General features: G+C 72.6%; 1 protein-coding gene. It reads left to right on the top strand.

All coding sequences use genetic code 11. From position 1 onward, the window contains the following. The first annotated feature begins 259 nt into the window (after positions 1-259). Complete coding sequence (locus tag OV427_RS32905; RefSeq protein WP_267860169.1) at positions 260-21,055, top strand: non-ribosomal peptide synthase/polyketide synthase; 20,796 nt, start codon at positions 260-262, stop codon at positions 21,053-21,055. Position 21,056: the final 1 nt, after the last annotated feature.

Here is a 21,056-nt window from a genome sequence, read left to right as displayed (position 1 = left end):
ATCCGAGACCCCCTTGCGGACGTAACCGCATGGGGTCGATGCGCGCTTTCGGAGGCTCTCGGCCTTGTCTTCTTTCCTGAGAAAAGCCGAAAGCGCGACCCGTGCACCGCGACTGCGGGTAATCAACTTTGCACTGCCCTAGCAAATTTTTCAGGCATTGCTGGAAACAAAACATTCGTTTAAACCAACACACATTTTCGTGCCGTTGCGCCGCTCGCTCGAGACGGTGCCGTCACCAGTCGTCCTGAGGCCCCCTGACATGAAGCCGTCCGCCCCTGGTTCCGAGGCGAACACGCTGCTGGATTTGCTTGAAGAGCGTTCCGAGTCGCGCCGTGAGGCTCCGCTCTTCACCTTCGTCGAGGATGAGCCAGGGGACGAGACGGTCCTCAGCAACGCGGAATTGTTGCGGCGTGCGCGGCGCATCGGCGCGGCGCTGCAGCAGGTGACGGCGGCCGGCGAGCGCGCGGTGCTGCTCTACCCTCCGGGGCTGGACTACGTGGCGGGCTTCTTCGGTTGTCTGGCCGCGGGCGTGGTGGCGGTGCCGGCCTATCCGCCTGATCCCACCCGGCTCGAGCGCACGCTGCCGCGCCTGCGCGCCATCATCCAGGACGCCCAGGCCACCGTCGTCCTCACCACCTCGTTCATCCTCTCCATGGGGGAGATGCTCTTCGAGACGGCGCCGGACCTGAAGGCGCTGCGCTGGATGGCCACGGACGAGCTGCCGGAGGGGACGGAGGCGGGATGGAAGCGGCCGGAGCAGGGGCGCGACTCGCTGGCCTTCCTCCAGTACACCTCGGGCTCCACGGGTACGCCCAAGGGCGTGGAGCTCAGCCACGGCAACCTGCTGCACAACCTGAAGCTCATCCACGGCGCGTTCCGGATGCACGAGGGCAGCGCGGGCGTCATCTGGCTGCCGCCGTACCATGACATGGGGCTCATCGGCGGAATCCTCGGCACGGTGTACGGGGGCTTCTCCACCTCGCTCATGTCGCCGATGACCTTCCTGCGCCGCCCGCTGCGCTGGCTGGAGGAGCTGTCGCGCACCGGGGGCACCATCAGCGGCGGGCCCAACTTCGCCTTCGATTTGTGCGTGCGCAGGACGACCGAGGCCGAGCGGCAGGCGTTGGACCTGAGCCGCTGGGAGGTGGCGTTCTGCGGCGCCGAGCCCATCCGCCCCGAGACGCTCGAGCGCTTCGAGCGGGCATTCGCATGCAGTGGCTTCCGCCGCGAGGCCTTCTACCCGTGCTACGGCCTGGCCGAGGCCACGCTGATCGTCTCGGGCGGAGACGTGGGCGTGCCCCCCGTGCTCCAGCCGCTGGACGTGGAGCGGCTGCGCGAAGGCCGCGTGGTGCTGGCGGAGCCCACGCACCCCAGGGCCCAGACGCTGGTGGGCTGCGGCGTGTCGCTCCAGGACCAGGAGGTGCTCGTCATCCACCCGGAGACGCACGCGCGCTGCGCGCCCGGGGACGTGGGGGAGATCTGGGTGAAGGGCCCGAGCGTGGCCCGCGGCTACTGGGGCCGCCCCGAGGACACCGTGCGGGACTTCCACGCGCGGACGGCGGAGGGCGCGGGGCCCTTCCTGCGCACCGGAGACCAGGGCTTCCTGCGGGACGGCCAGCTCTTCGTCACCGGCCGCCTGAAGGACCTCATCATCATCCGCGGGCGCAACCACCACCCGCAGGACATCGAGCTGACGGCGGAGCAGGCGAGCCGCGCGCTGCGGGCCGGGTGCGGCGCGGCCTTCTCGGTGGAGGTGGAGGGCGAGGAGCGTCTGGTGCTGGTGTACGAGGCGGACACGCGCCGCCAGCCGCTGGAGATGGACACGGTGGTGCGGGAGCTCCGCCAGCGGGTGGCGGAGGTCCATGAGCTGCAGCTCCATGCCCTGGTGCTCATCGAGCCCGGCAACCTGCCCAAGACGTCCAGCGGGAAGATTCAACGGCGCGCCACCCGCGCGGCCTGGCTGGCCGGGGAGCTGCGCCTCGTGGAGGCGTGGGAGGGCCGGCGGGACGCGGACGCCCCGGCCTCCGTGCCGCCGGCACCCGCCACCGGGGAGGAGGAGCGCCGGCCCGAGACGCTCGAGGCGCTCGAGCAGTGGCTGCGCACGCGGCTGGCCCAGCGGCTGAAGGTGGCCCCGGAGGAGCTGGAGCGGGACGAGCCGCTCACGCGCTACGGCGTGGACTCGCTGGCCGCGGTGGAGGTGACGTACGAGGTGGAGAAGGGGCTGGGCGTGGCCCTGCCCATGGAGGCGCTGCTGAGCGGGCCCTCCCTGGCCGAGCTGGCGCGGCGGCTGTGGCAGGGCGCGCGCACGGACGTGCTGGCGCCGCGGACGGCGGAGGCTCGCGAACGGCCGCTGCCGCTGTCCTTCGCCCAGCAGCGGCTGTGGTTCCTGGATCAGCTCGAGCCGGGCAGCCCGCGCTACAACCTCCCCGCCGCCGTGCGGCTGGAGGGCACGCTGGATGCCGCGGCGCTCGAGCACTGCTTCACCGAGGTGGTGCGGCGCCACGAGGTGCTGCGCACCACCTTCCAGGCCGGGCAGGAGCAGCCCGTGCAGCACGTGCGGGCCGAGGGCACCGTGACGCTGGGACGGGTGGACCTGAGCGCCCTGCCCGCCCCGGAGCGCGAGGCCGAGCTGCTGCGCCTGGCGTACCAGGAGGCGCTGCGCCCCTTCGACCTCGCCCACGGCCCGCTGCTGCGCACCACGCTGCTGCGGCTGTCGGACAGCGAGCACGTGCTGGTGCTGTGCATGCACCACATCGTCTCCGACGGCGCGTCCATGGGCGTGCTGGTGCGCGAGGTGGCCGCCCTCTACGAGGCCTTCTCCCAGGGCCGGCCCTCGCCCCTGCCCGCGCTGCCCGTGCAGTACGCGGACTACACCGTCTGGCAGCGCCAGCGGCTCCAGGGCGAGGTGCTGGACACCCAGCTCGCGTACTGGAAGCGGCAGCTCGCCGGAGCGCCCGCCCAGCTCGAGCTGCCCACCGACAGGGCCCGTCCGCCCGTGCAGGACTCGCGCGGCGCCAGCCACCCGGTGCGGCTGTCGCGCGAGCAGTGGGAGCGGCTCCAGGCGCTCGCGCTGCGCGAGGGCGTCACGCCCTTCATGCTGCTGCTGGCCGCCTTCCAGACGCTGCTGCACCGCTACTCCGGCCAGGACGACATCAGCATCGGCTCGCCCATCGCCGGCCGCGGCCGCGCCAGCACGGAGGGCCTCATCGGCTTCTTCGTCAACAACCTGGTGCTGCGCACGCAACTGGGTGGCAACCCCTCCTTCCGCGAGCTGCTCGCGCGGGTGCGTGAGGTGACGCTGGGCGCCTATGCCCACCAGGAGGTGCCCTTCGAGAAGCTGGTGGAGACGCTGCAGCCCGTGCGCGACATGAGCCGCAGCCCCCTCTTCCAGGTGATGCTCATCCTCCATCCGGACCCGCTGCCGGGCTTCCGTCTGCCCGGCCTGGCGCTGCGTGGCGTGGAGCTGGAGAGCCACAGCGCCAAGTACGATTTCACCCTGCAGCTCGCGGAGTCGGAGCACGGACTCGCGGGCTCGCTGGAGTACGCCACCAGCCTGTACGACGCCGCCACCGCGGCCCGCCTGGTGGAGCACCTGGGCGTGTTGCTGGACGGGGTGCTCGCCCATCCCGAGGCGCCCCTGTCCGAGCTGCCCCTGCTGCCCGAGGCCGAGCGCCGCCAGGTGGTGGAGGTGTGGAACCGCGCCCTGCCCGCCCCCGTCGTGGACGTGGCCCTGCACCAGCTCTTCGAGCGCCAGGTGGAGCGCACCCCGGACGCCACCGTGCTCGTCGCGGGCACCCGGCGCCTCACCTACAGCGAGCTCGAGCAGCGCGCCAACCGGCTCGCCTGGCACCTGCGCTCGCTGGGCGTGGGCCCCGGTGTCCCCGTGGCCCTGTGCCTGGAGCGCACCGAGCTGCTCCCGGTGGCCCTCTTCGCCATCCTCAAGGCCGGCGGCGCGTACATGCCGCTGGACCCCACGTACCCCACCCAGCGGCTGGCCTTCACCCTCGAGGACTCGCGCAGCCCGCTGCTGCTCACCCAGCACTCGCTGGTGCCGCTGGCCCGCGAGCTCAACGCCCCCACCCTCGTGCTGCTCGACGAGCCCGGCGCCTTCGAGCAACACCCCACCACGCGCCCGCCCTGCCTCAACGGGACGGGGGACCTGGCCTACATCCTCTACACCTCCGGCTCCACCGGCCGCCCCAAGGGCGTGGCGCTCGAACACCGCAGCGCGGTGGCCTTCGTGCGCTGGGCGCTCGACACCTTCACCCCGGCGCAGCTCGCCGGCGTGCTGGCCTCCACCTCCGTCTGCTTCGACCTGTCCGTCTTCGAGCTGTTCGTGCCTCCCGCGTGCGGCGGCTGCGTCTACCTGGCCGACAATGCGCTGGCCCTGCCGTCGCTGCCCGCCGTCTCCGAGGTGACGCTCATCAACACCGTGCCCTCGGCCATGGCCGAGCTGGTGCGCCAGCGCGCCGTGCCCCACACGGTGCACACCGTCAACCTGTGCGGCGAGCCCCTCACCGCGCCCCTGGCCCAGGGCATCCACGCCGCCGCCGCGGTGAAGGTGCTCTACAACCTCTACGGCCCCACCGAGGACACCACCTACTCCACCTGGACGGCCATCTCTCCCGGCGAGACGGCGACGCCGCACATCGGCCGCCCGCTGCCCGGCACCCAGGCCTACGTGCTCGACGCGCGGCTGCGGCCGGTGCCCATCGGCGTGCCCGGAGAGCTGTACCTGGGCGGCCTGGGTCTGGCCCGTGGCTACTTCGGCCGCCCCGAGCTCACCGCCGAGCGCTTCGTGCCGGATGCGTTCTCCCCCACGCCGGGCGCGCGCCTCTACCGCACCGGTGACCGGGTGTACTGGCGCGCCGACGGCCAGCTCGAGTTCCTGGGCCGCATCGACTTCCAGGTGAAGCTGCGCGGCTTCCGCATCGAGCTGGGCGAGGTGGAGTCCGTGCTCCTCCAGCACCCCTCCGTGCGGTCCGTCGTGGCCATGGCACGCGAGGACGTGCCGGGTGACAAGCGCCTCGTGGTCTACGTGGTGCCCCAGGACGGGCAGGTGCTGGACGTGGCCGCCCTGCGCTCCTTCCTCAAGGAGAAGCTGCCCGAGTACATGGTGCCCTCGGCCTTCGTGCCGATGGCGGCCTTCCCGCAGACGCCCAACGGCAAGGTGGACCGCAAGCAACTGCCCGTGCCCGAGGGCTCCGGGCTCGCCCCGAGCCACGAGTACACGCCGCCGCGCACCGCCACCGAGGAGCTGCTGGCCACCCTCTGGGCCCAGGTGCTGCAAGTCCCCCGCGTGGGCCGCCAGGACGACTTCTTCTCCCTGGGTGGCCACTCGCTGCTGGCCACCCAGGTGGCCTCGCGCATCCGCTCCGCCTTCGGCGTGGAGCTCCCCCTGCGCGCCCTCTTCGAGGCCCCCACCCTCGAGGCACTCGCCACGCGCCTGGACGCCGCCCGCCAGGGACAGTCCTCCGGGCTGCCGGCCCCGCGCCGCATGGAGCGCTCGGGCCCGCCGCCCCTGTCGTTCGCCCAGCAGCGACTGTGGTTCCTCGACCAGCTCACCCCGGGCACCGCCACCTACAACATGCCCGCCGCCATGCGGCTGCAAGGGCCTTTGGACGCCTCCGCCCTCCAGCGGAGCTTCGATGAGCTGGTGCGCCGCCACGAGCCGCTGCGCACCACCTTCCGCTCCGAGGGGAGCCAGGCCGTCCAGGTCATCGCGCCCGCGGCCCCGCGGCCCCTCGCCGTGGTGGACCTGACGGAACTGCCCGAGGCGCAGCGCGAGGCCGAGGCCCTCCGCCTCGCCCGCGAGGAAGCGCGAACCGCCTTCGAGCTGTCCACCGGTCCGCTGCTGCGCACCACGCTGCTGCGGCTCTCCGGCGCCGAGCACGTGCTGCTGCTCAACATGCACCACTCCGTCTCCGACGGCTGGTCCCTGGGCGTGCTGGTGCGAGAGCTGGCGGCCCTCTACGAGGCCTTCCGCCAGGGCCAGGCCTCGCCCCTGCCCGAGCTGCCCCTGCAGTACGCGGACTACGCCCTCTGGCAGCGCGAGTGGCTCCAGGGCGAGGTGCTCGACGCGCAGCTCGCGTACTGGAAGCAGCAGCTCGCCGGGGCGTCCATGGCCCTGGAGCTGCCCGGCGACAGGCCCCGTCCCGCGGTGCTCTCCTCGCGCGGTGCCAGCGTCCCCGTGGTGTTGCCGCGGGAGCTGATGGAGTCCGTGAAGGTCCTCTGCCAGCGAGAGGGCGTCACGCCCTTCATGGTGCTGCTGGCCACCTTCCAGACGCTGCTCGCGCGCTACTCCGGCCAGGAGGACGTCAGCGTTGGCACCCCCATCGCCAACCGCCGCCATGCCGGGCTCGAGGGCCTCATCGGCTTCTTCGCCAACACGCTCGTGCTGCGCTCGCGCCTCTCCGCGGGCGGCTCCTTCCGCGCGCTACTGGCCCAGGTGCGCGAGACGACGCTCGGCGCCTACGAGCACCAGGACGTGCCCTTCGAGAAGCTGGTGGACGAGCTCCAGCCCGTGCGCGACTTGAGCCGCACCCCGCTCTTCCAGGTCATGTTCTCCCTGCAGGACGCGCTCGTTCCCACCCTGCGCGAGGCGGCACTGGCCCTGACGCCCCTCCCGGTGGACACCAGCGTGGCCAAGTTCGAGCTCACCCTGGACGTGGGATTCCTCGCCGACGGCGGGCTCGCTGGCGGACTGGCGTACAACACCGACCTGTTCGACGAGAGCACCGCCACGCGACTGGTCCAGCACCTGCGCGTGCTGCTGGAGGCCGTGGTGGCCCGGCCCGAGGCTCCGCTCGACAGCCTCTCGCTGCTCACCGCTGACGAGCGCCACCTGCTGCTCGGGGAGTGGAGTGGCGGCACGCCCTCCGGCCTCACCCATGATGTCCTCGTCCACGAGCTCGTGGCCGCGGTGGCCTCGCGCACCCCGGACGCGCTGGCCGTGGTGTGCGGCGCGCACTCGCTCACGTATGGCGAGCTGTCGCGCCAGTCCCGCCAGCTCGCCTTGCATCTGCGCTCGCTGGGCGTGGGCCCCGAGGTGCGCGTCGCCCTGTGCCTGGAGCGCTCCACCGAGCTGGTCGTGGCCCTGCTCGCCATCCTCGAGGCCGGCGGCGCCTACGTGCCGTTGGATCCGTCCTACCCGCGCGAGCGTCTGGCCCTGCTGCTGGAGGACTCGCGGCCGCGCGCCGTGGTGACCCGCGGCGCCCTGCTCGACCTCTTCCCGTCCGCCGCGTGCCCCGTCGTTTGCGTGGACACCCACGCCGAGGCCATCGCCGCGTGCGCCGCCGGGCCGCTCGCCTCCGCGCAGTCGCCCGACACCGCCGCCTACGTCATCTACACCTCCGGCTCCACCGGCCGGCCCAAGGGCGTGGTGGTCAGCCACCGCAACCTCGTGCACTCCACGCGGGCGCGCAACGCGCACTACGGCGCGCCGCCCTCGGCCTACCTGTTGCTGTCCTCCATCGCCTTCGACAGCTCCGTGGCGGGTGTCTTCTGGAGCCTGTGCGAGGGTGGCACCCTGGTGCTGCCCGAGGGGGACACGCAGCAGGACCTGCACGCCCTCACGGCGCTCATCGCCCGCGAGCGCGTCTCGCACCTGCTCACCGTGCCGTCCTTCTACCGGGTGCTGCTGGAGCAGGCCCGGCCCGGAGAGCTGGCCACGCTGCGCGCGGCCATCGTCGCCGGTGAGTCGTGCCCGGCCGAATTGGTGGAGCACCACCACGCCCTGCTGCCCGAGGCCGGGCTGCACAACGAGTACGGCCCCACCGAAGGCAGCGTGTGGACCACCGTGCACCGCTTCGCCGCCAGCGGCCCCACGTCCCGCGTGTCCATCGGCCGCCCCATCCGCGACGTCCGCGTGTACGTGCTGGACGAGGCGCTGCGGCCCGTGCCCGTGGGCGTGCCCGGCCAGCTCTACATCGGCGGCGCCGGCATCACCCGCGGCTACCTGGACGCGCCCGAGCTCACCGCCGAGCGCTTCATCCCGGACGTCTTCAGCGCCCGGCCCGGCCAGCGCCTCTACGCCACGGGCGACCGGGTGCGCTTCCTGGCGGATGGCTCGCTCGACTTCCTGGGCCGCATCGACTCCCAGGTGAAGCTGCGCGGCTTCCGCATCGAGCTGGGTGAAGTGGAGTCCGCCCTGCTGCGCCACCCCGCGGTGCGCGAGGCAGTGGCCGTGGTGCGCGAGGACGCTCCGGGCGACAAGCGCCTGGTGGCCTACGTCGTGGCGCGCGAGGGCCAGTCCATGGAGTCCTCCGCGCTGCGCTCCCTGCTGAAGGAGACGCTGCCCGAGTACATGGTGCCGTCGGCCTTCGTCCCCCTGGAGGCCCTGCCCCTCAACCCCAACGGCAAGCTGGACAGGAAGGCCCTGCCCGCTCCCGCCGCCACGCACCTGACCTCCGGCCGTGCCTTCGTGGCGCCGCGCAACGAGGTGGAGGAGCGTCTGGCCTCTATCTGGAGCGCCCTCCTCGGCGTGCCCCGCGTGGGCATCCACGACAACTTCTTCGAGCTGGGTGGCGACTCCATCATCAGCCTCCAGGTGGTGGCCCGCGCCCGTCAGGCCGGACTGCTCCTGTCCGCGAGGGAGCTCTTCCAGCACCAGACCATCGCCGGGCTCGCCCCGGTGGCGCGGACGGCCGCTCCCGTGGAGGCCGCCTCGCAGGGCCCCGTCTCCGGCCCCGTGCCCCTCACCCCCATCCAGCTCCACCTGCTGCACCACGACGCGGAGCACGCGCACCACTTCAACCAGTCCGTGCTGCTGCGGGCCCGCCAGCCCCTCCAGGCCCCGCTGCTGCGGCAGGCCCTCCAGGCCCTCGTCTCGCACCACGACGCGCTCCGCCTGCACCTGACGCGGCAGGGCGACACGTGGCACCAGGAGCACGCCGCCCCCGAGCAGCTCTCCGTGCCGCTGCACGTGCATGATTTCTCCGCGCTGCCCGCCCATGAGCGGCCCGCGGCCCTGAGGGACGAGGCCTCGCGCCTGCAGTCCTCCTTCCGTCTCTCCGAGGCGCCGCTGCTGCGCGCCGCCCTCTTCGTCTCCGGTGGGGGCGAGCCCCAGCAGCTCTTCCTCTGCCTCCACCACCTCGTCGTCGACGCCGTGTCCTGGCGCGTGCTGATGGAGGACCTCGAGTCCGTCTACCAGCAGCTTGCCCAGGGCCGGCCGGTGGCGCTGCCGCCCAAGAGCACCTCCTTCCAGGCGTGGGCGCGGCACCTGGAGTCCATCGCCCGCTCCGAGGCGCTCGCCGCCGAGGCGCCCCTGTGGATGGAGCCCTCTCAGCGGCAACTCCCCGGACTGCCGCTCGACACCTCCGGCACCAACACCCGCGCCTCCGAGCGCGCCGTCTCCGTCCAGCTCGAGCAGGACGAGACGCGCCTGCTGCTGCAGGAGACTCCCTCCGCCTGGCGTGCGCGCCTCGATGACGTCCTGCTGACGGCGCTCGCCCAGACGCTCGGCGAGTGGACCGGACACGCCGAGATGCTCGTGGACCTCGAGGGCCATGGCCGCCAGGAGCAGCTCGCCGAGGGCGTGGACCTCTCGCGCACCGTGGGTTGGTTCACCTCCGTGGCCCCCGTGCTGCTCCGGGTGCCCGCCCAGGGCACTCCGGGCGAGGGCCTGCGCTCCGTGCGCGACTCGCTGCGCCGCCTGCCCCACCACGGCATCGGCTTCGGGCTCCTGCGGTGGATGGGCCCGGATGCCATCGCCCGGCCCCTGCGCGCGCTGCCCGGCGCCCCCGTCCTCTTCAACTACCTGGGCCAGCTCGACACGTCCGCCGCCACCAGCGCCCTCTTCGTCCTCACCGATGAGGACACCGGCCCCCACGCCGCTCCCGCGGGCACGAGAGACCACCTGCTGGAGGTGATTGGCTCCGTGCTCGGCGGGCGCCTGCGCCTGGCCTTCCGCTACAGCGAGCACCTGCACCAGGCCGCCACCATCGAGCGGCTCGCGGGGCGCTTCCTCCATCACCTGCGCGCCCTCATCTCCTCGCGCCACTCCGAGGACGCCCGCCGCTTCACCCCGGGCGACTTCCCCCTGGCCCGCGTCGCGCCCTCCGCCCTCCAGTCGCTGCTGGCCGTCACCGGCCCGGAGCTCGAGGACCTCTACCCCGTCTCCCCGCTGCAGCACGGCCTGCTCTTCCACTGGATGCTGTCGCCCGGCTCCGACGCCTACCTGGAGCAGATGGCCTGGACGATGGAGGGACGGCTGGACCTGCAGGCCTTCCACGCGGCGTGGCAGGCCAGCCTGGATGGCCACCCCATCCTGCGCACCAGCTTCCACTGGGAGGGAATGGAGTCCCCCCTCCAGGCCGTGCATGCCCGCGCCACGCTGCCCTTCGAGACGCTCGACTGGCGTGGCGTGCCCGCCTCCGAGCAGCAGGCCCGCTTCCAGCAACTCCTCGAGGAGGACCGGCGGCGCGGGTTCGATCCGCGCCGGGCGCCCCTCATGCGCCTCACGGCCGTGCGCCTGGGCGAGCACACCCACCGCTTCCTCTGGAACCACCACCACCTGCTGCTGGATGGCTGGAGCCTCGGCCTCATCTTCCAGGACGTGCTGGCCCACTACGAGGCCGCCCTCTCCGGAGGCTCCGCCCGGCTCGACTCGCGCCCGCCCTTCCGCGACTACATCTCCTGGCTGAGCCGGCGCGAGGCCTCCGCCGACGAGAGCTTCTGGCGCTCCGCGCTCGCCGGCTTCACCGAGCCCACGCCCCTGCCGGGCGACACCCATGCCGCCCCTCCCGCGGGGCAGACGCCCGCGCTGCACTCCCACGAGCAGCAGCTCGGCGCCGAGGCCACCGCCGCGCTGATGGCCTTCTCGCGCCAGCACCAGGTCACCCTCAACACGCTGGTGCTCGCCGCGTGGGCCGTCGTCCTCTCGCGCTACAGCGGCGAGCGCGAGGTGCTCTTCGGCACCACCGTCTCCGGCCGTCCTCCCGAGCTGCCCGGCTCGGGCGCCATGGTGGGCGTCTTCATCAACTCGCTCCCCATCCGCGTCCGGCTGCCCTCGGATGCCTCGCCGCTGCTGCCCTGGCTCCAGTCCTTCCAGGAGCAGCTCGCCGAGCTGCGCCAGCACGACTTCGCCTCCCTGGTGGACATCCAGTCCTGGAGTCAGGTGCCCCGCGGCACCCAGCTCTTCGAGTCGCTGCTCGTCGTGGAGAACTTCCCCCTCGACGCGGCCCTGCTGAAGCACAAGGCCTCGCTGGACATCCGCGACGTGCTGACGCACGAGCGCGCCAACTACCCGCTCGCCCTCGCCGTCGTCCCCGGTGAGCGCCTGCGGCTGGGCCTCTCCCATGACGAGCCGCGCCTGCGCCGCGACGACATGCGGCGGCTGCTCGCGCACTGGCGCACCGCGCTCGAGGGACTGGTGGCCTACCCGCGCGAGACACTGGGTGCGCTCTCCCTGCTGTCCGACGCCGAGCGGCAGCAGATTCTGGGCGCGTGGAGCCGCACGCCGGGCAACCAGACAGAGCAGCTCGCCCACCACCTCTTCGAGGAGCAGGTGCGCCGCGCGCCCAACGCCCCCGCGGTGAGCGCCGGTTCCGAGACGCTCACCTACGGAGAGCTCAACGAGCGCGCCAACCAGCTCGCGCGCCACCTGCGCCGGGTGGGCGTGAGCCCCGAGGTGCGAGTCACCGTGTTCCTCGAGCGCTCCGTGGAGCGGGTGGTGGCCATGCTGGCCATCCTCAAGGCCGGCGGCGCCTGGCTGGCGTTGGACCCCACCCTGCCCGAGGAGCGCCTCGCGTACATCACCTCGGATGCGCTGACTCCGGTGCTCCTCACGCACTCGTCGCTGGAGCACCTGCTCGACAGGCGCGGCTACGTCTTCCTCATGGACGAGCACTGGGAGCGCGTGGAGCGCGAGTCCGACGAGGACCTGGACACCCACGTGGTGGGCAGCAACCTCGCCTACATCATCTACACCTCGGGCAGCACCGGCCGTCCCAAGGGCACGCTGCTCACCCACGGCGGCCTGGCCAACACCGCGCGGCAGGTGGCCGTGGCCCATGGCTACCGGCCCGACAGCCGGGTGCTCCAGTTCGCCAGCGTCGGCTTCGACGCCTCCGTGTGCGAGGTGTTCTCCACGCTGGTGGCCGGGGCGTGCCTGTGCATTGCGAGCCAGGAGCAGCTCATGCCTGGCGAGCCGCTGCGCTCGCTGCTGGAGGGGCAGTCCATCACCGCGGTGACGCTGACGCCGTCGGTGCTGGCGCAGTTGGAACCGGAGGGCCTCGCGAAGCTGGAGACCGTCATCTCCGCGGGCGAGGCGTGCACGCCGGAGCTGGCGCGGCGCTGGTCGTCCGGGCGGACGCTGCTCAACGCCTACGGCCCGACGGAAGTCACCATCTGCGCCACCGTGAGCGGGCCGGTGCGGCCCGAGCAGCTCGGCATTGGCCGGGCCCTGCCCAACGTGCAGGTGTACGTGCTGGACGCGTCGCTGCGGCCGGTGCCCGTGGGCGTGGCCGGCGAGCTGTACGTGGGCGGCGCGGGCGTGGCCCGTGGCTACCTGGGTCAGCCGGCGCTGACGGCGGAGCGCTTCGTCCCCCATCCCTTCAGCACGGAGCCAGGAGCCCGGCTCTACCGCACCGGAGACGAGGTGCGGTGGATGGCGGACGGGGAGCTGGAGTTCCTCGGCCGGCGCGACGAGCAGGTGAAGCTGCGCGGCTTCCGCATCGAGCTGGGCGAAATCGAGTCCGTGCTCTGCGAGCACCCGGCGGTGGCGCAGGCCGTGGTGGCGCTGCGCGAAGACGCGCCGGGTGACAAGCGGCTGGTGGCCTACGTGGTGCCGCGGTCCGGTGCGCAGGTGGAGCCGCAGACGCTGCGCGCCGCCCTGCTGTCGCGGCTGCCCGACTACATGGTGCCCGCGGCCTTCGTCCCCCTGGAGTCGCTGCCGCTGACGACGAGCGGCAAGGTGGACCGCAAGGCCCTGGCCGCCCTGGAGGGCGCACACACCGCGGCCTCCTCCGAGTACGTGGCCCCGCGCACGGACACCGAGCGGCGGCTGGCCGCCATCTGGAGCGAGCTGCTGGGCGTGGAGCAGGTGGGGCTGCACGACGAGTTCATGGCGCTCGGCGGCCACTCGCTGCTGGCCACCCAGGTCATGGCTCGCATCCGCGCCGGCTTCGGCGTGGAGCTGCCCCTGCGCACCCTCTTCGAGTCCGCCACCCTGGAGAAGCTGGCCGTGCAGCTCGAGGCCGCCGCCGCCACCGGCTCGCCGGGGCCACGGCTGCCCGCCCTCGAGCGCGCCTCGCGCGAGCAGCCGCTGCCGCTGTCCTTCGCCCAGCAGCGGCTGTGGTTCCTCGAGCAGCTCGAGCCCGGGCGCTCCACCTACAACATGCCCGCGGCCATCCGCGTGGAGGGCCCGCTCGACGTGTCGGCCCTCGAGCGCAGCCTCGCGGAGCTGGTGCGCCGCCATGAGGTGCTTCGCACCACCTACCGCACCCAGGGAAGCGAGGCCCACCAGGTCATCGGCGCGCCCACGGCCCGGGCCCTGAACCGGGTGGACCTCGGCGCGCTGCCCGCCGCCACGCGCGAGGCCGAGGCCCTGCGTCTGGCCCGCGAGGAGAGCGAGCGGCCCTTCGACCTGGCCACGGGTCCGCTGCTGCGCACCACCCTGCTGAAGCTGACGGACACCGAGCACCTGCTGGTGGTCGTCATGCACCACATCGTCTCGGACGGGTGGACTGTCACCGTGCTCATCCGCGAGATGAGCGCCCTGTACGCGGCCTTCGTCCAGGGTCAACCCTCGCCGCTGCCCGAGCTGCCGGTGCAGTACGCCGACTACGCGGTGTGGCAGCGCCAGTGGCTGGTGGGCGAGGAGCTGGAGCGCCAGCTCGCGTATTGGAAGCAGCAGCTCGCCGGCGCGCCGCCGGTGCTGGAGCTGCCCACCGACAGGCCCCGCCCCGCGGTCCAGACGTTCCGCGGCACCTCCCTCCCGCTGGCCTTCTCCCGTGAGCTGTCCACCGGGCTCAAGGCGCTCGCCCAGCGCGAGGGCGTCACCCCCTTCATGCTCGTGCTGACCGTGTTCCAGGTGCTGTTGCACCGCTACTCCGGCCAGGACGATGTCAGCGTCGGCTCGCCCATCGCCGGCCGCCGCCTCGCGGAGCTGGAGGGGCTCGCCGGCTTCTTCGTCAACTCGCTCGTCCTGCGCACCCGCATGGAGGGCAACCCCTCCTTCCGCGAGCTGCTGCGTCAGGTCCGTGAGTCGACGCTGGGCGCCTACGCCCACCAGGACATCCCCTTCGAGAAGCTGGTGGAGCACTTCCAGCCCGAGCGCAACCTCAGCCACAGCCCCCTCTTCCAGGTGTGGTTCGTGCTGGACGAGCCCCGGCTGGCGGACTTCCGCAGCGGGGACATGACGATGCGCGTGCTGGACCACGCCAGCAGCGTCGTCAAGTTCGACCTGGCGCTCTTCCTCACGGACTACCCCGAGGGGATTGGCGGCACCTTCGACTACAACACCGACCTCTTCGACGAGAGCACCCTGGTGCGCATGGTCAGGCACCTGAGGATGCTGCTGGAGGGCGTGGTGGCCTCGCTGGACACCCGCGTGTCCGAGCTGCCCATGCAGGCCGAGACCGAGCGCCAGCAGATGCTCGTCGAGTGGAACCAGGCCCGGCGCGAGCTGCCCGAGCCCGCGCTCGTCCACCGCCTCTTCGAGGAGCAGGTCCGCCGCACTCCCGACGCCCCCGCGGTGAGCTTCGGTGCCGAGACGCTCAGCTACGGCGAGCTCAACGCCCGCGCCAACCAGCTCGCGCGCCACCTGCGCCGGCTCGGCGTCGGCCCCGAGCTGCTCGTGGCCATCTGCCTGGAGCGCTCGCCCGAGCTCATCGTGGCCATGCTCGCCACCGTCAAGGCCGGCGGCGCCTGGCTGGCGCTGGACCCCACCCTGCCCGAGGAGCGCCTCGCGTACATCACCTCGGATGCCCTGTCCCCGGTGCTCCTCACCCACTCCTCGCTGGAGCACCTGCTCGACCGGCGCGGCTTCGTCTTCCTCATGGACGAGCACTGGGAGCGCGTGGAGCGCGAGTCCGAAGAGGACCTGGACACCACGCTCACCGCGGACAACCTCGCCTACGTCATCTACACCTCGGGCAGCACCGGCCGTCCCAAGGGCACGCTGCTGCAGCAGCGGGGCCTGACCAACACCGCCCTGCAGACCCTGGACTTCATGGACCTGGGGCCCGGCCGGCGGCTGCTCCAGTTCTTCTCCATCAGCTTCGATGCCTCGGTGTCGGAGGTCTTCCCCGCGCTGCTGTCCGGGGCGTGCCTCGTCATGGCCTCGCGCGAGGAGTTGATGCCCGGGGCCCCGCTGCTCGAGGTGCTGGAGAAGCAGTCCATCACCACGCTGAAGCTCACCCCGTCGGTGCTGGCGCAGCTCGAGCCCGAGAGCCTGAGCGGCGTCCAGACGCTCGTCTCCGCCGGAGAGGCGTGCACGCCCGAGCTGGTAGCGCGCTGGAAGCCGGGGCGGCGCTTCGTCAATGCCTATGGCCCCACGGAGACCACCGTATGCGCCGCCGTCAACACGGACGTGGACCCCCGGCGCGTCACCCTGGGCCGCCCCTTCCACAACGTGAAGGCGTACGTGCTGGACGCCGGCCTGCGGCCCGTCCCCGTGGGCGTGCCCGGCGAGCTCTACATCGGCGGCGTGGGCCTGGCCCGTGGCTACCACGGCCGCCCCGAGCTCACCGCCGAGCGCTTCGTGCCGCATCCCTTCTCCGCCGAGCCGGGGGCCCGCCTCTACCGCACGGGAGACAAGGTGCGTTGGCTGGCCCAGGGCGAGCTCGAGTATCTGGGCCGCGTCGACTTCCAGGTGAAGCTGCGCGGCTTCCGCATCGAGCCGGGTGAGGTGGAGTCCGTGCTCCTCCAGCACCCCCTGGTGCGTGAGGCCGTGGTGGTGGTGCGCGAGGACGTGCCCGGCCGCAAGCGGCTGGTGGCCTACGTGGTGGCGCGCGAGGGCCAGGAGGCCGACACCTCCGCCCTGCGCTCCGCCCTGGCGGGCAAGCTGCCCGAGTACATGGTGCCGGCCGCCATCGTCACGCTGGAGGCCCTGCCCCTCAACTCCAGCGGCAAGGTGGACAGGAAGGCCCTGCCCGCTCCGGAAACCACGGGCGGCGAGCGGCAGTCCACCCACGTCGCCCCTCGCGATGACGTCGAGCAGCGCCTGGCCGACATCTGGGCGCAGGTGCTCGGCATCCCGAGCGTGGGCGTGCACGACAACTTCTTCACCCTCGGCGGGGACTCCATCATCAGCCTCCAGGTGGTGGCCCGCGCCCGGCAGGCCGGCCTCGTGCTCGCCCCGAGAGACTTGTTCCAGCACCAGACGGTGGCCCAGCTCGCGCAGGTGGTGAAGACCGCCTCCGCGCCCGTGGGAGAGCAGGGCCCCATCACCGGCCCGGTGCCCCTCACCCCCATCCAGCGCCACCTGCTGCATCACGACGCGGAGCACGCCCACCACTTCAACCAGTCCGTGCTGCTGGCCACCCGCTCGCCGCTGGAGGCCTCGCGGCTGGAGGACACGCTGCGCCACCTGCTCGGCCACCACGACGCCCTGCGCCTGCGCCTGCGTCAGGTGGACGGCGAGTGGGTGCAGGACAACGTGGGGATGGAGGGCCTCTCCTTCCAGCTCCTCCAGGTGGACCTCTCCTCGCTCCCCGCCGACGCGCGCGCCGCGGCGCTCGAGGCCGAGGCCACCCGCCTCCAGGCCAGCTTCGTCCTGTCGGAGCCGCCCCTGCTGCGCGCCGCCCTCTTCCACCTCGGAGGGGGACAGCAGCGCCTGCTGCTCGCCGTCCACCACCTGTCCGTGGACGCCGTCTCCTGGCGCGTGCTGCTGGAGGACCTGGAGTCCACCTACTCCCAGTTGGAGCAGGGCCAGCCGGTGATGCTCCCGGCCCGGAGCACCTCCTTCCAGGCCTGGGCCCGCCGCCTGGAGTCCCATGCCCGCTCGCCGGCCCTGGAGGCCGAGGCGCCCCTCTGGCTGGACGAGGCCCGACAGCACGTGGCGCCCCTGCCTGCCGACGCCACCGGCCCCAATACCCGCGCCTCCGAGCAGTCCGTCTCCATCTCCCTGGAGACCGACGAGACGAAGCTGCTGCTGCAGGAGGTCCCCTCCGCATGGCGCGCGCACATCACCGAGGTGCTGCTGACGGCGCTCGCCCAGGCCCTGGCCGAGTGGACCGGACAGTCCCACGTCCTCGTCGACCTGGAGGGCCACGGCCGCGAGGAGCTCTCCCCGGACGTGGACCTCAGCCGCACCGTCGGCTGGTTCACCAGCCTGACGCCGGTGCTGCTGCCGGTGCTCTCCGGTGGCTCCACGGGAGACGGCCTGCGCGCCGTGCGTGACTCGCTGCGCCGCCTGCCCCACCACGGCCTCGGCGCCGGCCTGCTGCGGTGGATGGGGCCCGCCGAGACGGCCCGCCGGCTGCAAGCGCTCCCCGCCGCGCAGGTGGCCTTCAACTACCTCGGGCAGCTCGATGCCACCGTGGCCTCGAGCCGCTTCTTCTCTCTGGCGGACGAGCCCATTGGCCCCCTCACCGCGCCCTCCGGCACGCGCTTCCACCCGCTGGAGGTGAATGGCTCCGTGCTCGGCGGGTGCCTGCGCGTGTCCTTCGGCTACAGCACCCACCTGCACCAGGCCGCCACCATCGACCGGCTCGCGGGGCGCTTCCTCCACCACCTGCGAACCCTCATCTCCTCGCGCCACTCCGAGGACGCCCGCCGCTTCACCCCGAGCGACTTCCCCCTGGCACCGCTCACCCAGCCGGCGCTGGACGCGCTGCTTCAGCGGACCGGGCCGGACGTCCAGGACATCTACCCGCTCTCCCCCATGCAGCAGGGCATGCTCTTCCACGCGCTGCTGGCCCCCGAGTCGGGCGCGTACTTCGAGCAGCTCTCGTGGACGGTGCGCGGCGGCCTGGACCTGAAGGCCTTCCTCCAGGCGTGGGAGACGTGCCTCGGGCGCCACCCCATCCTCCGCTCCTCCTTCCACTGGGAGGCGCTGGAGACGCCGCTCCAGGTGGTGCACCCGCACGCGGCGCTGCCCTTCGAGCTGCTGGACTGGCGCGAGCTGACGGCGTCCGCGCAGCAGGCCCGCTTCGAGCAACTGCTGGGCGACGAGAAGCAGCGCGGCTTCGACCTGAACCGCGCTCCGCTCACGCGCCTGACGGCGGCGCGGCTGGCCGGGGACACCTGGCGCTTCCTCTGGAGCCACCACCACCTGCTGGTGGACGGCTGGAGCCTCGGCGTGCTCATCGGCGAGGTGTTCTCCCTCTACGACACGCTGCGCGCTGGCGGCTCGCCCCCGCCCGTGTCCCCGCCGCCCTTCCGCGACTACATCGCCTGGCTGCAGCGGCGCGACACCCAGGCGGACACGTCCTGGTGGCGCTCGTACCTGGAGGGCTTCTCCGCTCCCACGCCGCTGCCCGCCGACACGCGCGCCGCGCCGCTCGCGGGACAGCCCCCCACCCCGCACACGCTGGAGCTGGACCTGTCCCCCGAGGCCACCACGGCGCTCCAGGCCTTCGCCCGCCAGCACCAGCTCACCTCGCACACGCTCGCCCTGGCCGCCTGGGCCCTCGTCCTGTCGCGCTACAGCGGCGAGCAGGACGTGCTCTTCGGCAACACCGTCGCCGGCAGGCCCGCGGAGCTTCCCGGCGCCGAGTCCATGGTGGGCCTCTTCATCAACTCGCTGCCCACCCGCGTGCGGATTCCTTCCGCCACCGCGCCCCTGCTGCCCTGGCTCCAGGCACTGCAGGCCACCCAGCTCGAGCAGCGCCAGTACGAGCACACCCCGCTCGTCCACATCCAGTCCGCCAGCACCCTGCCCCGCGGCACGCCGCTCTTCGAGTCGCTCGTCGTCTTCGAGAACTACCCGCTCGACACCTCCGTGCTGTCCACCCCCTCGCTGAAGGTGGAGGACGTGCAGGGCTTCGAGGCCACCAACTACCCACTCACGCTGTCCGTGCTCCCGGGCGCGGCGCTGCGCCTGCGCGCCGTCTACGAGTCGCCCCGCTTCGAGCGCGGCGGCATGGAGCGGGTGCTGGGCCACTGGCGCAGGGCGCTCGAGGGACTGGCGGCCTCCGGCACCCGGTGCCTGGAAGACGTCACCCTGCACTCCGAGGCCGAGCGCCGCCAGGTGGTGGTGGAGTGGAACCAGACGCGCACCGACTTCCCGGGCGAGTCCTGCATCCACCACCTCTTCGAGCAGCAGGTGGCCCTGCGCCCCGAGGCCATCGCCCTGGAGTTCGGTGAGCAGCGCCTCACCTACCGGGAGCTGGACGCCCGCGCCAACCAGCTCGCGCACCTGCTGCGCGCGCACGGCGTCGGGCCGGATGACCTCGTCGCTCTCTGCCTGGAGCGCTCCGTGGAGCTCATCGTCTCGCTCCTCGCCATCCTCAAGGCGGGCGGGGCCTACCTGCCGCTGGACGCCTCCTACCCGGCGGAGCGCCTGGCCTTCATGCTGGAAGATGCGCCTCCCCGGCTGCTGCTCACCTCGCGCGCGCTGAGCACCCAGCTCCCCGTCTCCGCGCAGCTCCCAGGCCTGCTGGTGGAGGAGCTGGCGCTGGCGGGCCAGCCCACCACGGCACCGGACTCGGGCGTCGGCTCGCGCAACCTGGCCTACGTGGACTTCACCTCGGGCAGCACCGGCCGGCCCAAGGGCGTCGCCATCGAGCACCGCTCCGTCATGCGGCTGTTCCACGGCAGCCACTACGCCCACCTGGGCCCCGAGGAGACGTTCCTCCTCATCGCCCCCATCTCCTTCGACGCCTCCACGCTCGAGGTGTGGGGTCCGCTGCTCTTCGGCGGACGCCTCGTCGTCTTCCCGCCCCAGTCCCCGAGCGACCTGGAGCTGCTCACCCAGGTGCTCACACGGCACCGGGTGACGACGCTCCACCTCACCGCGGGCCTCTTCTCGCAGATGGTGGACCTGAAGCTGGAGGGCCTGAAGGGCGTGCGCCAGTTGCTCACCGGCGGCGACGTCGTCTCCGCGCCGCATGTGCGCCGGGTGATGGAGGAGCTGCGCATCCCCATCACCGCCTGCTACGGCCCCACCGAGAGCACGCTTTTCACCTCCTGCCACCGGATGACGCGGCCCGAGCAGGTGGGAAGCGCCGTGCCCATCGGCTCGCCCATCGCCAACACCCGGGTGTACCTGCTGGACGCCGCCTGCCAGCCGGTGCCCGTGGGCGTGCCCGGGGAGCTGTACATCGGCGGCGAGGGCCTGGCGCGCGGCTACCTGTCGCGTCCGGACCTCACGGCCGAGCGCTTCGTCCCCGATTCGTTCTCCAGCGAGCCCGGCGCCCGCCTCTATCGCACCGGAGACCTGGCGCGCTGGAGGCAGGACGGGGTGCTGGAGTTCCTCGGCCGCCTGGACAACCAGGTGAAGGTGCGCGGCTTCCGCATCGAGCTGGCCGAGGTGGAAGCGACGCTGCTGCGCCACGCCTCGGTGCGCGAGGCCGTGGCGGTGGTGCGCGAGGACGCGCCCGGCGACAAGCGCCTGGTGGTCTACGCCGTGCCGGCTCCCGGCCAGCGGCTCGACATCGCCGCGCTGCGCGCCTTCCTGCAGGGCCACCTGCCCGAATACATGGTGCCCTCGGCGCTCGTGGAGCTGGAGGCCCTCCCGCTCACGGCCAACGCCAAGGTGGACAGGAAGGCCCTCCCCGCTCCGGAGGGCTCGCGCTCGCAGGCGGCCACGTACGTCGCCCCGCGCGACGAGATGGAGCAGGAGGTCGCCCGACTCTGGAGCGAGGTGCTCGGGGTGGAGCGCGTGGGCGTCCACGACGACTTCCTGTCGCTGGGCGGCCACTCGCTGCTGGCCACGCGGCTCGTCTCGCGCGTGCGGCAGGCCTTCCAGGTGGAGCTGCCCCTCAAGGACTTCTTCGCGGCGCCCACCGTGGAGAAGCTCTCCCTGCGCCTGCTCGAGGCCATGGCCCAGGTCCCGGGCGACGAGCTGGCCACGATGATGGCCGAGCTCGAGAAGATGGACGGCGACGAGGTCCAACAGCTCCTGGCCTCGGAGCCGTCCGACACCGGCAAGGCGGAGTCCCAGGAATGAC

The sequence above is a fragment of the Pyxidicoccus sp. MSG2 genome, from assembly GCF_026626705.1.
Classification (GTDB): Bacteria; Myxococcota; Myxococcia; order Myxococcales; family Myxococcaceae; genus Myxococcus.
This window is presented reverse-complemented; position numbering and strand designations above follow the sequence as displayed.